Here is a 14,809-nt window from a genome sequence, read left to right as displayed (position 1 = left end):
CGCCATGTCGCGTTCCTCGCCCCTTCGTCAGATGTTGAGACGTGCCGGTTGGCCGGCGCTGGTGATCCTCGTCATCGGGTTCTTCGCCTATCACGCGGTACTGGGGCCGAACGGGGTGCTCGCCTATCGCGATTATCAACGCAAGCTGGCGGTGCGGAAGGCGCAATATGCCTGTCTGGAGAAGGTGCGCGCCGATCTGCGCAACCGGGTCGAACTGCTCGATCCGCGCCATGCCGATCCCGACATGGTCGACGAACTGGTCCGGCGGAAGCTGAACGTCGCCCACCCGGATGAGTTCATCGTGCCGATCGGCGGTGAGGCGGCGGCGCGCACCCGCTGCGGAATCCGCATCGACGACTGAATCCGGACCGGAACGGGCTGGCTCGGTTGCGCGAGGGGATAATTCGCGCCATAGGCGGCGCTTCCTACCCATCCTTTCAGGAACGAGGCATCCGAACCGTGGCAAAAGCACCGGCGCAAGGCCGCACCAGCGAACCCGTCATTCCCAATCGCGAACGGCCGGGTGAGCCAAAGCGGTACGAGGCGTCGAAAGAGGAACTCCTCTCCTTTTACAAGGAGATGCTGCTGATCCGTCGTTTCGAGGAGAAGGCGGGGCAATTGTACGGCCTCGGCCTGATCGGTGGTTTCTGCCACCTGTATATCGGTCAGGAAGCGGTTGCCGTGGGGCTGCAGTCGGCACTCGAATCCGGCAAGGATTCGGTCATCACCGGCTATCGCGACCATGGTCACATGCTTGCGTACGGCATCGATCCCAAGGTCATCATGGCCGAGCTGACCGGACGCGAAGCCGGCATCAGCCGCGGCAAGGGCGGGTCGATGCACATGTTCTCGACCGAGCATAAATTCTATGGCGGCCACGGCATCGTCGGGGCGCAGGTGTCGCTGGGCGCGGGTCTCGCGTTCGGGCACAAGTACAGCAACGACGGCGGCGTCTGCATGGCCTATTTCGGCGATGGCGCCGCGAACCAGGGCCAGGTGTACGAATCGTTCAACATGGCCGAGCTGTGGAAGCTCCCGATCATCTTCGTGATCGAGAACAACCAATATGCCATGGGGACCAGCGTCAATCGCGCCTCGGCCGAGGACCAGCTGTACAAGCGTGGTGAAAGCTTCCGCATTCCGGGCATCCAGGTCGATGGCATGGACGTGCTGGCGTGCCGCGGGGCCGCCGAAGAGGCGCTGGCGTGGGTGCGCGCGGGCAAGGGGCCGATCATCCTCGAGATGAAGACCTATCGCTATCGTGGTCACTCGATGTCCGATCCGGCCAAATATCGCAGCCGCGACGAAGTGCAGGCGATGCGCGACAATTCGGACCCGATCGAGGGGCTGAAGCGCGAGCTGAACGCCGCCGGGGTGCAGGAAGACGAGCTGAAGGCGATCGAGGCCGAAATCCGCAAGGTGGTCAACGCCGCCGCCGACTTCGCCGAAAGCGCGCCCGAACCGAACCCGGAAGAACTGTACACCGACGTGCTGGTGGAGACCTACTGAGATGCCGATCGAACTGAAGATGCCGGCGCTGTCGCCCACGATGGAAGAAGGCACGCTGGCCAAGTGGCTCGTCAAGGAAGGCGACACGGTCAAGTCGGGCGACATTATGGCCGAGATCGAGACCGACAAGGCAACGATGGAATTCGAAGCCGTCGATGAAGGCACGATCGCCCAGATCCTCGTCGCCGAGGGTACCGACAATGTGAAGGTCGGCGCGGTCATCGCGGTCCTGGCGGGCGAAGGCGAAGACGTCGACGCCGCCAAGTCGGCCCAGCCGACCGAAGCGCGCGCCGGCGATGCCGCCGCCGCGACGCCGAAGGCCGACGAAAAGAACGACGACAAGGCTCCGCCGACCCCCGAAGGTACGTCGCAGCAGCATGCTGAAACCGGTGCGCGCCAGCTGTTCGACGCCGCCGATCAGGAAGGCGAAGCCGATCCCGAGATCCCGGCCGGTACCGAGATGGTCAAGACCACGGTCCGCGACGCGCTGCGCGACGCGATGGCCGAGGAAATGCGCGCCGACGACCGCGTGTTCGTGATGGGCGAGGAAGTCGCCGAATATCAGGGTGCGTACAAGGTCACGCAGGGTCTGCTCGCCGAATTTGGCGACCGTCGCGTCATCGACACGCCGATCACCGAATATGGCTTTGCCGGCATCGGCACCGGTGCGGCGATGGGCGGGTTGCGCCCGGTCATCGAATTCATGACGTTCAACTTCGCCATGCAGGCGATCGACCACATCATCAATTCGGCGGCCAAGACCAACTACATGTCGGGCGGCCAGATGCGCTGTCCGATCGTGTTCCGCGGACCCAACGGCGCGGCGAGCCGCGTCGGTGCGCAGCACTCGCAGAATTACGGCCCGTGGTATGCCAGCGTTCCCGGCCTGATCGTGATCGCGCCCTATGACGCGGCCGATGCGAAGGGGTTGCTGAAGGCGGCGATCCGCTCGACCGATCCGGTCGTCTTCCTAGAAAACGAACTGATGTACGGCCGTTCGTTCGACGTGCCCAAGCTCGACGATTTCGTCCTGCCCATCGGCAAGGCGCGGATCATGAAGCCGGGCAAGGACGTGACGATCGTCAGCTATTCGATCGGCGTCGGCCTCGCGCTCGAAGCCGCCGAGAAGCTGGCCGGCGAAGGCATCGATGCCGAAGTGATCGACCTGCGCACGCTGCGCCCGCTCGATACCAGGACGGTGCTCAAGTCGCTGAAGAAGACCAACCGGCTGGTCGTGGTCGAGGAAGGCTGGCCGACCTGCTCGATCGCGTCGGAAATCGCCGCGGTGGTGATGGAACAGGGCTTTGACGACCTCGACGCGCCGGTGCTGCGCGTCACCAACGAAGACGTGCCGCTGCCTTACGCCGCGAACCTCGAAAAGTTGGCGCTCATCACCAGCGACAAGGTCGTCGCGGCGGTGAAGAAGGTCACCTACAAGGCCTGATCCCGATCGACCCCGTCACGTCGCGCTGTAGGCATCGCAGTAATAGCGCGGCGCGGCGGGGTCCGGATTATAGATCTGATCGAAATTACGTCGATCGCGCACGACGAACGCCGCCGTCGCATGGATGCGTGCCGATCCGCCGGGTAGCCACGCGGTGCCTACGACCGGGCGATATTCGTAATTCACTTCGATATACATGACGCCCGACCCGGCCGGCGACTGGACCTTGGGATCCTGATCGCCCATGCCGTTCGGCATCTTCACCCCGGCATTCTGTGAACCCGTGCCGATGCCGTCGTCCCGGTCCATCGTGCCGTGGGTGCGATCGTAGCTGGAATCATAGTCCGGACCGCTTTTCAGGCCGATGCAGCGTTGCCAGTGCAGATACTGTACCCCGTCTGAATTCTGTTCGAGGCTGGAGATGGTGATCCGCCCGCGCGTCGTCAGCTCGAACCGGTCGCCCTGCAGCCGGGTGGCGGTAAGCACGTCGTTGATATCGATCTCGCGCAACTGCTTGATGCTGTCGCTGTTCATGTCGCCGACGCGTGACGCATTATCGGCAAGGTTCTGGGCGATCTGGTTGATGCGCATGGTAGTCAACGCGAGGTTGGCCGTTTCGGTGGCGTAGAGGCCGACGCCCAGAAGCAATGGGAGGCCGAGCGCGAATTCCAGCATGGCGACGCCACGCCGGTCGCGAAGCAGGGCACGCAGAGACGGGCGAGGTAGCGTCCGGGGCGGCGTGGTCATGGCAGGCACACGCGCGGAATCGACCGTACCGTCTGTCGGGCATAGGGCTGGTTCTTCAGCAACGTGGAAGCCTCGATCGTCATGGTCGGCGGGAAGCCGAGCAGTTCCGCGACGGGGAACGGGCGGGTATAGACGACGCGCATCGTGTAGCGGGTCACGTCGTCGGCGCCCCCCTGACCCATGCGCGCCGGATTGGTGTCGTAGGTGCCGTTGCCGTTGATGTCGTCGAAGCATTCGCCCGAATCGAGCCGCCCGTTGCCGTTGGCGTCCTGGATGGGTTCGGGCTTTATCAACGCGAAGGCCGAATAGTTTTCGCGCGAGGACGTGAAGGTCGCGTCCTTCGCGATGCTGCCGACGGCGGCCTTCACCTGATCGTCGATCGCGCGCTGGTCCGACGCATTTTCCTCCAGCGTCGAATCGCGTCCGGCCTTCTGCACGGCGCCGTCGAGGATTGCCTGGACATAGGGTTGGTAGAGCAGGTCGCCGAGCCCCATCAGCAACATCATCAGGACCGGGGCCAACAGCGCGAATTCGGTCACGCTGACGCCGCGACGGTCACGATACACGTGGCGAGGCGAACGCATCCTCATCGCGAAATCCGCAGCATGGCGACCGCCTTCGCGATCTTCTTGAACGCATCGGACAGCCCGGTTCCTGACGTGGTGGCCAATGCCTGATCCGAGGAGGAAGCACAGCTTTTCAGTTCGGCCGTGCTGCCCATGCTGAGGGCAACCGTCCATACGTCGATCCCCATCGCCCGCGCCTTGTCGCACAGGGCGAGGAAGCGGGCGTTGTGGTAGGGCTTCAGGTCGCTGTCGCCATTGGCGATGCGGCGATCCCAATATTCCATCCCGTAGAGGCCGTAGATCGTGTCATTGGGACTCATGTCGCCGTCGGTAAGGAAGACGATGACCTGCTTCGCGGCCGAACGACTGCCCTGGCCGCCATTGTCGCTGGCGAAGATCCCGTCGCGCGACAGCAATCGCAGCGCTCATAGCATGCCGGTATCGTGTTCGGTTCCCCCCAATGGCGAGAAATCGGCATCGTTGATATAGGTCCGCACCTGGTCCCGGGACAGTGCAGACAGCCGCTGTACGGGTTTGCCGCAGCTTACGAGGCCGGCCTTCAGATTGCCGTCGGAACCCAGCCAGTAGTAGTCGTTGATTTCGCCCTGGCTGTAGAGCGTGCCACGGTATTTGTTATTGTTATAATAGCGAGAATAGGCGACTTCCGGCCATAGCGGCTGCCACCGGTCCTGCCCCGACGGCTTGAGGCTGGGGTCGAGATTAGGAGGGAGGCTGTTGGCGTCGAACTGCCGCGATCCGCTGGTAGTTCGGTCGGTTTCCTCGATACAGCCGAGCCATGCGTTGTCGGTCGGTCTGATCCGCGTCGAGTTGCGAGCCGATGCGGCGGAAATATAGTCGCTCACATCAAGTGCATAGGGTTCGTATGCCCATACCGGGCCAAGCGACGACCGGGTTTCGGTGCAGCGCTCGCGATCGCTGTCCCATTCGCGCGTCGTGAGCGTGGCGTTGCCCTCCGAATCGAAGGTCAGCCTGGTCGCCGGGTCCCGAACCGGCACGAATGCTTCGCAACTTTCCCGTGAAACTCTGACCCTGTCAGAGGTGGAGCGAACCCGATATTCGTCAACGATATGTCTGGTCTGATAGGTTGCGGTGTCGTTGCGGCCATTGCTGCCGACCAGATAGCTGGCGGACATCGCGCGGATCGCGGCACCGGCATTCACCCCCGTTGCGTACGGCACGAAACCATAGCGGATGCGCGTGTTCGCCTGCTTGGCGGTTTCCATCGTATCGTAGAAATCAATGACCGCGGTCCGCAATGCCGCGATCCGCGAACCTCGTTTTTCCTTCAGGGCATAGCCCTTGCTACCGGCATAGCCCGGCGTGGTATCGGCCGTCGAACTGCCGGGGCGATCGTAGCTGTACGACTCGGCCCTGCTTTTCTCGCAGTCCGCTGCGCTTTCGCTTGGCAGGCACATCATCGACCCGGTGGTATCGAGGACGAACATGATGTCGGTATCGGCGATGTCGAGACGGGCTTCGCATGCGACCGCCAGCGTCACATCCGGCGCGCCGAACATCTTCATGACCGTCATTGGCACGACCACCTGCGCATCCCCGGCGACGCGGTTGTCGCCCGTGCGGTGCGGGGTGAACTTCGCGTCGGTGATGCCGAGCCAGCCATTGGCGACGTTGCTCAGGAAAAACGCGTTGGCCTGTTTCGTGGCCTTTTCGTCGAGCGTCGTGCCCTTGGTGTCGTCCATGAACTTGCGGCCGGCGAGGACGCCCGCGTCGCATGCCTGTTGTAAACGGTTCTTGACCATATAGACCCGGGCGATGTCGACGCCCGATCCGCCGAGCGCGGTGATGGGAATGAGCGCGATCGCCATCATGGCCAGCGTGTTGCCGCGGCGATCCCGCGCCAGTCGCGTCAGAATGCCATCTGGACACCGCCCATGCCGTCGCCCGTTCATCCTGTGCTTGCCCGTCCTGTCGACAACGTGAAACCGCAATTCCCTGATTTCCATCGCAGGTCGGGGTTGACGGCCGGTTAAGACACGGCTTGGGACGATGGCCATGGAGACCGATCCCGAACGCCGTCTCGCGCTTGCCTACGCCCCGGATGACGGACGGCGGGCGGCGCTGTCGGCGCTGCTCGCGCTCGACGCCGCGCTGGCCGAAGTCGTCCGTACCACGACCCAGCCTGCGATCGGACAGATCCGGCTGGCATGGTGGCGCGAGCAGCTGGCGAAGCTCGATCATGCGCCGCCACCCGCCATGCCGGTGCTGACCGCGCTTGCCGGGAACGCGTTGCCGCGCGGCGTGACCGGTACGGCGCTGGCGAAGGTGGTCGAGGGATGGGAAGTGCTGATCGAGGAGGAAACGCTCGATCGCGATGCGCTGCACCGGTTCGGGGCGGAGCGGGGCGGGCAATTGTTCCGACAGGCGGCGCTGATCCTTGGCGGCGATGCCGGACGGGCGGCGACGCTGGGGCAGGGCTGGGCGCTGTCCGATCTGATGCGGCATCTCGACGACCGGAGCGTTGCCGAGGCGGCAGGCGCGCTCGCCCGCACGGCACTGGCGACGCCGTTGCGCGGGGTTGCCAGGCCGCTCGGCCTGCTGGCGCTGTCGGCGCGGCTCGATCTGGCACAGGTTGCACCCGGTGGGCCGAAGCGCGCGGCGCGGCTGGCCTGGTTCGGACTTGCCGGGCGATAGGGGCTGTCCGATACAGGCGGCGGGCAGCATAGGGGTAAGCGATGTGGCGGTTCCTGGCCGGGGTTGGGTCGGCATTGGCGCTGGTCGCGGCGGGACTGTTCCTGTTCCGAGGCGACGCCGCCACCGAGACGCTGCCGCCACCGCCTGCGCCGCCCGCCATCGGCCAGACCGCCGATACGGAAATGCCCGAACCGCCCGCCGCAACGGCGCGCACGCGCGAACAGAAGCGGTTCGACCGCTATGACAAGGACCGCGACGGCCGCATCACCCGGGACGAATATCTGGCGTCGCGGCGCAAGGCCTATGCGAAGCTCGACACCAATGGCGACGGGCGGCTGAGCTTCGAGGAATGGGCGGTCAAGACGACGACCAAGTTCGCGGCTGCCGACAAGGGGCGCGACGGCGCACTGGACGCCGCCGAATTCGTGACGACGGCGGTCAAGCGCAAGCCGGCGAGGCGGGCCGACTGCCCGCCGGCGTCGCCGCCTGCCGACGAAAGTTGACGTTCACGTCAACGTAAACTAGTTTGCCGGACATGATCGCTGCAACCGCTTCATCGTCCGAGTCGTCCGGAGAAGCCGATCGCTTCTCGATCACCGACCTGTGCGGCGAGTTCGGTGTGACCGCCCGCGCACTGCGCTTCTACGAGGATGAGGGGTTGATCGCGCCCGAGCGGCGCGGCCTTTCGCGCATCTATTCGCAGCGCGACCGGGCGCGGCTGGCGTGGATCCTGCGCGGCAAGCGCGTCGGATTCAGCCTCGCCGATATCCGCGAGATGATCGACCTGTACGATATCGGCGACGGGCGCGTCGTGCAGCGGCAGGTGACGGTCCAGAAATGCCGCGACCGGATCGCGCTGCTCGAAAACCAGCGGCGCGACATCGATGCCGCCATTGCCGAACTCAGCGACTTCGTGACCACCATCGAAGCGCTGCCGCACCAGACCGCCCCGTCAGAGGGCGTATCCCCGGAGAAGGATTGACCCGATGCCCAGCTATACCCCGCCGGTCCGCGACACCCGCTTCATCCTCGACCATGTACTCAAGATCGGCGACCATGCCGCGCTGCCCGGTTTCGCCAATGCGACGCCGGACACGGTCGAGGCGGTGCTGGAAGAGGGCGGCCGCTTCGTCACCGAGGTGCTGTTCCCGCTGAACGCTTCGGGAGACCAGCAGGGTTGTACCCGCCACGCCGATGGCAGCGTGACGACGCCCGACGGGTTCAGGGACGCCTATCGCCAGTTCGTCGAATCGGGCTGGGGCACGCTGTCGGCGCCGGAACAGTTTGGCGGGCAGGCGATGCCGCATGTCGTGGCGACGGCGTTCGAGGAGTATCTGATCTCCGCCAACATGGCTTTCGCCATGTATCCGGGGCTGACGCATGGCGCGATCGCCGCGCTGCTGGTCAAGGGTTCGCCCGAACAGCAGGCAATGTACGTGCCGAAAATGGTGTCCGGCGAATGGGGCGGCACCATGAACCTGACCGAACCGCAATGCGGCACCGATCTGGGCCTCATCAAGACGCGGGCGGTGCCGAACGAGGACGGGTCCTGGGCGATCACCGGCACCAAGATCTTTATCTCGTCGGGCGAGCATGACCTGACCGACAACATCATCCACCTCGTCCTTGCCAAGACGCCCGGCGCACCGGAAAGCTCGAAGGGGATTTCGCTGTTCGTCGTGCCCAAGTTCCTCGTCAACGAGGACGGATCGCCGGGCGCGCGCAATCCGGTTACCTGTGGCTCGATCGAGCACAAGATGGGCATCCATGCCAATTCGACGTGCGTCATGAACTATGACGGCGCGAAGGGCTGGCTGGTCGGCGAGGAGATGAAGGGTCTGGCGGCCATGTTCATCATGATGAACGCGGCGCGCCTCGGCGTCGGTTTGCAGGGGCTGGGCGTGGCCGAGACCGCCTATCAGAACGCCGTCATCTATGCCGGCGACCGGCGGCAGGGGCGGGCGCTGACCGGTCCGGCGCAACCGGAGGAAAAGGCCGACACGCTGTTCGTCCATCCCGATGTCCGCCGGATGCTGATGGAGGGCAAGGCGCTGACCGAGGGGTTGCGGGCGCTGTGCCTGTGGGGCGCGTTGCAGGTCGATCTCGCGCATATGAGCGACGATGCGGCGACGCGCGAACTGGCCGACGATCTGGTGTCGCTGCTGACCCCGGTCATCAAGGGCTATGGCACCGACAAGGGCTATGACGTCGCGACCAATGCGCAACAGGTTTATGGCGGGCATGGCTACATCGCCGAATGGGGCATGGAGCAATATGTCCGCGATGCCCGGATCGCGATGATCTATGAAGGCACCAATGGCGTGCAGGCGATGGACCTGGTCGGGCGCAAGCTGGCGCAGAATGGCGGCCGGGCGATCCAGCATTTTTTCCGCATCGTCGGGGAGGAAATTGCGGTGGCCAAGGGTGCGGACGCCACACGTGACTTCGGCGAGCGGCTGGAGCGGGGGCTGAAGGACCTGCAGGCGGCGACGATGTGGTTCATGGCTAACGGGATGCAGAACCCGAACCATGTCGGCGCGGGCGCGCATTCGTACATGCACATCATGGGGATCGTCGCCACCGGCCTGATGTGGCTGCGCATGCTGACCGCCGCTGAGGCGCTGGCGGCGTCGGGCGAGGGTGATCCCAAGTTCGTCGAGGGCAAGCGGGTGACCGCGCGCTTCTATGCCGAGCGGATCATTCCGGACACCGGCGCGCTGCGGCGCAAGATCGAGGGCGGGGCTGACGCGGTGATGGCGCTCGACCCGGCGCTGTTCGCGCGGGGGTAGGCTTTCCCGCCATACGTACCCCCGCGCAGGCGGGGGTATCTTTCGACCAATACCGGCCACCATGGCCGACAAAACACGTCACCCCAGCGCAGGCTGGGGTCTCTCAGGGTCACTGCAATGCGGTGCCCACGAAAGAGACCCCAGCCTGCGCTGGGGTGACGTATTGGTCAAAGTGTCCTTACTTCTCGCGCTTCTTCCGATGCGTCTCGAGATCGAGCACCGCTGAATCCGCGCCCTCCGGCAACAGGCCCAGCCGCCGCGCGACTTCCTGATAGGCCTCGACCTCGCCGCCGAGGTCGCGGCGGAAGCGGTCCTTGTCGAGCTTTTCGTTGGTGGTCATGTCCCACAGGCGGCAACCATCGGGGCTGATTTCGTCCGCCAGGATGATCCGGCTGAAATCATTGTCCCAGATGCGGCCGAATTCGAGCTTGAAGTCGACCAGCCGGATGTTGATCGCCGCGAACATGCCCGACAGGAAGTCGTTCACGCGGATCGCCATGTCGGCCATCTCGTGCAGTTCGTCCTGCGCCGCCCAGCCGAAGCACAGGATATGTTCGTCCGACACCATCGGATCGCCGAGCGCGTCGTCCTTGTAATAATATTCGATGATCGTGCGCGGGAGTTGCTGGCCCTCTTCGATGCCCAGCCGCTTGCTGATCGAACCGGCGGCGACGTTGCGCACGACGACCTCGATGGGCACGATCTCCACCTGCCGGATCAGCTGCTCGCGCATGTTCAGCCGGCGGATGAAGTGGGTCGGCACACCGATATTGCCGAGCAGCGTGAAGACATGCTCGGAAATCCGGTTGTTCAGCACGCCCTTACCGTTGATCGTACCCTTTTTCTGGGCGTTGAAGGCGGTGGCGTCGTCCTTGAAATACTGGATCAGCGTACCCGGTTCCGGACCCTCGTACAGGATCTTTGCCTTGCCTTCGTAGATCTGGCGGCGGCGAGCCATGCGATTCCCTTCGACGAAACTGCCCGGCCGCCGATGTTCCGGCGACCGGTGGATAAAGCCGCCGCATAGCGGAAGGGGACCGGCCGCGCAATCAGGCCGCGGGCGCGATCCGCCGCCACACGGACCGGGACCGGCGCGCGATTTAGGCGAACAACGCCGCTTCGATCGCGGCTCTGGCCATTGTCCAGGCGGGGGTGCCGGGCGCGATCAACTCGACATGACCGGTATCGTCGATGCGATGTTGCCCGACCCGATCGCCGGCCGCCCGGGATGCAGCCGCGAAATCAGGGGCCATTCGTGCCGGAACGATGCGGTCCTGCGCGCCGTCGATCAGGTCGATCGGCACCCCGACCGGCAGCAATTCGGCGACCGACGTATCGGCGAAGCGGTCCGGCCGGTCGCCGCCGACCAGTTGCGCGATGACGTCGGTCCCGCAACCATTGTCGGGACTGGCTTCGACTGCGGCGAGATCGGGCAGACCGCCGAGGCTGACGACATGCGCGATCGGCAGCGGATCGCCGGTCGCGAGCGGGCTTTGCGGCGGCAGACGATGGCGTGCCGCCAGCCAGAGCGCCAGATGCCCGCCCGCCGAATGCCCGACCGCAACGATCCGCTCGACATTCAGCCGACAGGCGTCGGCATGGTCGCGCAGCAGGTCGGCCGCCGCCGCCGCATCGCGAAACGTTCCCGGATAGCCGCCGCCGTCGCGATCGACCCCGCGATAGTCGATGTTCCATATAGCAATGCCTGCATCGCGCAGGTCCGCGGCAATCCAGTCCATCAGCCGTCGATCGGCGATCGCGCTCTGCCAGCAACCGCCATGGACCATCAGCACCGTCGGCCAGCGTTCGGCCGGATCACCGCGTGGCAGCCACAGATCCGCCACCTGCAACTGGTCCGGCCCATAACGGAACGTCCGGTCGGGCGCGGCTTTCGGCCTGGTCGTCAGGTCCGGCCAGGTCATCGGGGTCCATGAAGCGACGGGTTCGTTCATTACGGGCATCCCAGCGGTTGGAGGTCGCAAACGTACGAAACGGAGAAAATCGTATAATAAAAGTCGCGCATGTGGATTAATTTGGTCTAAGGAAGGATTGGGGAAGAGAATGGCGGGCATATGCCGGCCGCAAAGGGGCGTTACCGTGGGTAGAACTCGTACCATCGAGCGTGACAAGCTGTTGGATGCCGCCGAGGCGGTAACGCTGGAAAAGGGGCCGGCCGGCCTGACCATCGCTGCCGTCGCCGAGCAGATGGGCATCACCAATGGCGGTGTGCAATATAGTTTCCGCAGCAAGGAATCGCTGATCGCCGCGATGTTCGAACGCTGGCAGGAGGAATATGCGGAGCGGATCGCCGAACTGGGCGCCAGCGATCCTACCGGCCCGTGCGCCGTGCGCAAGCATATCGATTATGCCGCCGACTATGCCGACCGCTCGCGACGCGGCGCGCCCAGCCTGCTGGTGACGCTGCTCAATTCGCCGCAGCATATGACGCTGGTTCGCAAATGGTATCGCGATCGCGTCGACATGATCGACGTGGCCGGCGAACGCGGCCGTCGCCTCCGGCTGGCGTTCCTGGCGATGGAAGGCGCGTTCCTGATGCGCCTGTTCGGGCTGATGGAGATGGGTGACGCCGAATGGCAGTCGATCGTCGCCGATGTCGTCGCGCTGGCGGACGGCGAGCCGGAACGGGATGGGGCAAAGGTGGGGCGCGCGGCCGCCTGATCCCGGTTCGTTCCATTTCGGCCCTCGCAGGAGCGCGGTTCGCCTGCTATCGCGGTTGCGATGGCAAGTGAACTGACCGATCCTTCGACGCCGATCGGCGTCTTCGACGCACCCTTCGACAGCGCGCTGTCCGAGCGTTATCTCGTCTATGCGCTGTCGACGATCACTGCCCGGTCGCTGCCCGATGTGCGCGACGGGCTGAAGCCGGTGCACCGCCGGCTGCTCTGGGCGATGCGGCTGCTCAAGCTCGACCCGGCATCGGGGTACAAGAAGTGCGCGCGCGTCGTCGGCGACGTGATCGGGAAATATCATCCGCATGGCGACCAGTCGGTCTATGATGCGATGGTCCGCCTCGCGCAGGATTTCGCGTTGCGCTACCCGCTGGTCGACGGGCAGGGCAATTTCGGCAATATCGACGGCGATAACGCCGCCGCCTATCGCTATACCGAGGCGCGGCTGACCCAGGTCGCGATCGACCTGATGGCCGGCCTCGACGAAGACGCGATCGATTTCCGCCCGACCTATAATGGCGAGGAGCAGGAACCCGAACTGTTCCCCGGCATGTTCCCCAACCTGCTGGCCAATGGCGCCAGCGGCATCGCGGTCGGCATGGCGACCAGCGTGCCGCCGCACAACGCCGCCGAACTGTTCGAGGCGGCGATCATCCTGGTCGACCAGCCCGAAGCGGATGACGCCGCCGTGCTCGCCCATGTCCGCGGTCCCGACTTTCCGACCGGCGGCATCGTCGCCGACCCGCCCGCCGCGATCCGCGAAGCCTATGCCACCGGTCGTGGTGGATTCCGGGTCCGTGCGCGTCACCTGATCGAGCGGGAGAAGGGCGGCGGCTGGCAGATCGTCGTGACCGAAATCCCGTACGGCGTGCAGAAGGGCAAGTTGATCGAACAGATTGCCGCGCTCATCAACGACAAGAAGCTGCCGATCCTGACCGACGTCCGCGACGAATCGGATGCCGAGATCCGCATCGTCCTCGAACCGCGCAGCCGCACCGTCGATCCGCAGGTGCTGATGGACGGTCTGTTCCGTCTGACCGACCTCGAATCGCGCGTGCCGCTCAACCTCAACGTGCTCGACAAGGACCGCACCCCGCGCGTGATGTCGCTGCGTGAGGCGTTGAAGGCGTGGCTCGATCACCAGTTCGTCGTCCTGCGCCGCCGCAGCGAGCATCGCCTTGCGCGGATCGCCGACCGGATCGAACTGCTCGACGGCTATCTCGCCGCCTATCTCAATCTCGACCGGGTGATCGCGATCATCCGCACCGAGGATGAGCCGAAACCGGTGCTGATCGCCGAGTTCAGCCTGACCGACCGGCAGGCCGAGGCGATCCTCAACATGCGGCTGCGCTCCCTCCGCAAGCTGGAGGAGATGGAAATCCGCGGCGAGCGCGCCAAGCTGGAGAAGGAGCAGGCCGAACTGACGCTGCTGCTGTCGAGCGAAGCGCGCCAGCGCACGCGGATGAAGCGCGACCTGTCAAAGATGCGCGACCGCTATGGCAGCGAGACCTTGCTGGGGAAGCGCCGTACCGCGATCGAGGAATCCGCGCCGGCGCGCGAAATCCCGGCAGAGGCGATGATCGAGCGCGAACCGCTGACCGTCATCCTGTCGCAACGCGGCTGGGTCCGGGCGCTCAGGGGCCATGTCGACCTCGCCTCCGCCGATACCGCGCGGTTCAAGGAGGGGGACGGTCCGGCCTTCGCCTTCCACGCGCACACCACCGACAAGCTGTTGCTGACCACCGATGGCGGACGTTTCTACACGCTGGGCGCCGACAAGCTGCCCGGCGGGCGCGGCTTCGGTGAACCGGTGCGGGCGATGATCGACCTCGACGGCGATGCGCGGATCGTCGCGCTGTCACGCGCGGCGACGTCGGACCGGCTGCTGCTGGCAGCGACCGACGGACGCGGTTTTGCCGTCAGGGTTGCCGATGTGCTCGCCGAAACGCGCAAGGGCAAGCAGGTGATGACGCCGCGGCCGGGCGCGAAGCTGAAGGTCGTGCGGCCGATCGCGCCCGAAGACGATTATGTCGCGGCGATCGGTGACAATCGCAAGCTGGTGCTGTTCCCGCTGTCCGAACTCGCCGAAATGGCGCGCGGGCAGGGCGTGCAGTTGCAACGGTTTCGCGATGGCGGCCTGTCGGACGCCCGCACGCTGCGTTTCGCCGACGGGCTTAGCTGGACGATGGGCGGCGAGACCGGGCGGATCCGCACCGAAGGCGACTTGGCGCCTTGGCGCGCGGCCCGCGGTGCCGCCGGGCGGATGCCGCCCAACGGTTTCCCGCGCGACAACCGGTTCTGATCCGACGGTCGTTTTCGCCACGACCGGCAATTCCGGGCCGGTTCAGTGCGTTCGCGCATCATCCTTTGGAATCGTTTGCCGGACTTCAG

The 14,809-nt window shown here is 65.1% G+C and carries 15 protein-coding genes; 9 read left to right on the top strand and 6 right to left on the bottom strand.

The window, feature by feature from the left end; genetic code table 11:
* Positions 1-4: 4 nt before the first annotated feature.
* The 3 genes from MF607_RS01555 to MF607_RS01545 all read left to right on the top strand — a co-directional run bounded on the left by MF607_RS01555 (position 5) and on the right by MF607_RS01545 (position 2,953).
* Positions 5-361 (top strand): FtsB family cell division protein, encoded by a 357-nt coding sequence (locus MF607_RS01555; protein ID WP_242115641.1) that lies wholly within the window; start codon positions 5-7, stop codon positions 359-361.
* A gap of 98 nt (positions 362-459) precedes the next feature.
* On the top strand, positions 460-1,509 hold the full coding sequence (pdhA, locus tag MF607_RS01550) for a pyruvate dehydrogenase (acetyl-transferring) E1 component subunit alpha (RefSeq protein WP_242115640.1): 1,050 nt from the start codon (positions 460-462) through the stop codon (positions 1,507-1,509).
* Between the two features lies 1 nt (position 1,510).
* A complete protein-coding gene (locus MF607_RS01545) occupies positions 1,511-2,953 on the top strand; it encodes a pyruvate dehydrogenase complex E1 component subunit beta (protein ID WP_242115639.1) in 1,443 nt (480 codons plus the stop codon).
* A gap of 15 nt (positions 2,954-2,968) precedes the next feature.
* Here the strand turns inward: MF607_RS01545 and MF607_RS01540 are convergent, their stop codons facing one another.
* The 4 genes from MF607_RS01540 to MF607_RS01525 are packed head-to-tail and all read right to left on the bottom strand — an operon-like array spanning position 2,969 to position 6,197.
* Positions 2,969-3,700, bottom strand: a complete 732-nt coding sequence (locus tag MF607_RS01540; RefSeq protein ID WP_242115638.1) for a histidine kinase — start codon at positions 3,698-3,700, stop codon at positions 2,969-2,971.
* On the bottom strand, positions 3,697-4,290 hold the full coding sequence (locus MF607_RS01535; protein ID WP_242115637.1) for a TadE/TadG family type IV pilus assembly protein: 594 nt from the start codon (positions 4,288-4,290) through the stop codon (positions 3,697-3,699). Before MF607_RS01535 ends, MF607_RS01540 begins: the two co-directional genes overlap by 4 nt.
* Entirely contained in the window at positions 4,287-4,682 is a 396-nt protein-coding gene (locus MF607_RS01530; RefSeq protein WP_242115636.1) for a hypothetical protein, read from the bottom strand. Before MF607_RS01530 ends, MF607_RS01535 begins: the two co-directional genes overlap by 4 nt.
* Before the next feature lie 9 nt (positions 4,683-4,691).
* Positions 4,692-6,197, bottom strand: a complete 1,506-nt coding sequence (locus tag MF607_RS01525) for a TadE/TadG family type IV pilus assembly protein (RefSeq protein ID WP_277925641.1) — start codon at positions 6,195-6,197, stop codon at positions 4,692-4,694.
* A 97-nt stretch (positions 6,198-6,294) separates the two neighbouring features.
* Here MF607_RS01525 and MF607_RS01520 point away from each other — a divergent pair, with 97 nt between their 5' ends.
* From MF607_RS01520 to MF607_RS01505, 4 genes are read left to right on the top strand one after another with little or no spacing between them, the layout of a single operon-like run.
* Positions 6,295-6,939 carry a squalene/phytoene synthase family protein gene (locus MF607_RS01520; RefSeq protein ID WP_242115634.1) on the top strand — a complete coding sequence of 215 codons (645 nt, stop codon included), beginning with the start codon at positions 6,295-6,297 and terminating at the stop codon, positions 6,937-6,939.
* A 41-nt stretch (positions 6,940-6,980) separates the two neighbouring features.
* Complete coding sequence (locus MF607_RS01515; RefSeq protein WP_242115633.1) at positions 6,981-7,442, top strand: EF-hand domain-containing protein; 462 nt, start codon at positions 6,981-6,983, stop codon at positions 7,440-7,442.
* 32 nt (positions 7,443-7,474) lie between these two features.
* The gene (locus tag MF607_RS01510; protein WP_242115632.1) at positions 7,475-7,921 is read left to right on the top strand and encodes a MerR family transcriptional regulator; all 447 of its coding nucleotides are present in this window, start codon (positions 7,475-7,477) and stop codon (positions 7,919-7,921) included.
* Positions 7,922-7,925: 4 nt separating this feature from the next.
* Positions 7,926-9,728 carry an acyl-CoA dehydrogenase C-terminal domain-containing protein gene (locus tag MF607_RS01505; protein ID WP_242115631.1) on the top strand — a complete coding sequence of 601 codons (1,803 nt, stop codon included), beginning with the start codon at positions 7,926-7,928 and terminating at the stop codon, positions 9,726-9,728.
* Positions 9,729-9,906: 178 nt separating this feature from the next.
* On the opposite strand, the gene purC is transcribed toward MF607_RS01505, so the two are convergent.
* Together purC and MF607_RS01495 are read right to left on the bottom strand one after the other, a co-directional pair.
* Positions 9,907-10,686, bottom strand: coding sequence for a phosphoribosylaminoimidazolesuccinocarboxamide synthase (gene purC, locus MF607_RS01500; protein WP_055755990.1), 780 nt, complete (start codon positions 10,684-10,686; stop codon positions 9,907-9,909).
* A gap of 142 nt (positions 10,687-10,828) precedes the next feature.
* The gene (locus MF607_RS01495) at positions 10,829-11,680 is read right to left on the bottom strand and encodes an alpha/beta hydrolase (protein WP_242115630.1); all 852 of its coding nucleotides are present in this window, start codon (positions 11,678-11,680) and stop codon (positions 10,829-10,831) included.
* 145 nt (positions 11,681-11,825) lie between these two features.
* Here MF607_RS01495 and MF607_RS01490 point away from each other — a divergent pair, with 145 nt between their 5' ends.
* Positions 11,826-12,407 carry a TetR/AcrR family transcriptional regulator gene (locus MF607_RS01490; protein WP_242115629.1) on the top strand — a complete coding sequence of 194 codons (582 nt, stop codon included), beginning with the start codon at positions 11,826-11,828 and terminating at the stop codon, positions 12,405-12,407.
* 60 nt (positions 12,408-12,467) lie between these two features.
* Positions 12,468-14,720, top strand: coding sequence for a DNA topoisomerase IV subunit A (gene parC / locus MF607_RS01485; RefSeq protein WP_242115628.1), 2,253 nt, complete (start codon positions 12,468-12,470; stop codon positions 14,718-14,720).
* Positions 14,721-14,809 lie beyond the last annotated feature (89 nt).

Origin of the sequence: Sphingomonas lacusdianchii (genome assembly GCF_022664395.1) — a bacterium.
Lineage (GTDB): Bacteria > Pseudomonadota > Alphaproteobacteria > Sphingomonadales > Sphingomonadaceae > Sphingomonas > Sphingomonas lacusdianchii.
The sequence above is the reverse complement of the archived record's forward strand: the minus strand, read 5'-3'. Positions and strand labels throughout refer to the sequence as shown.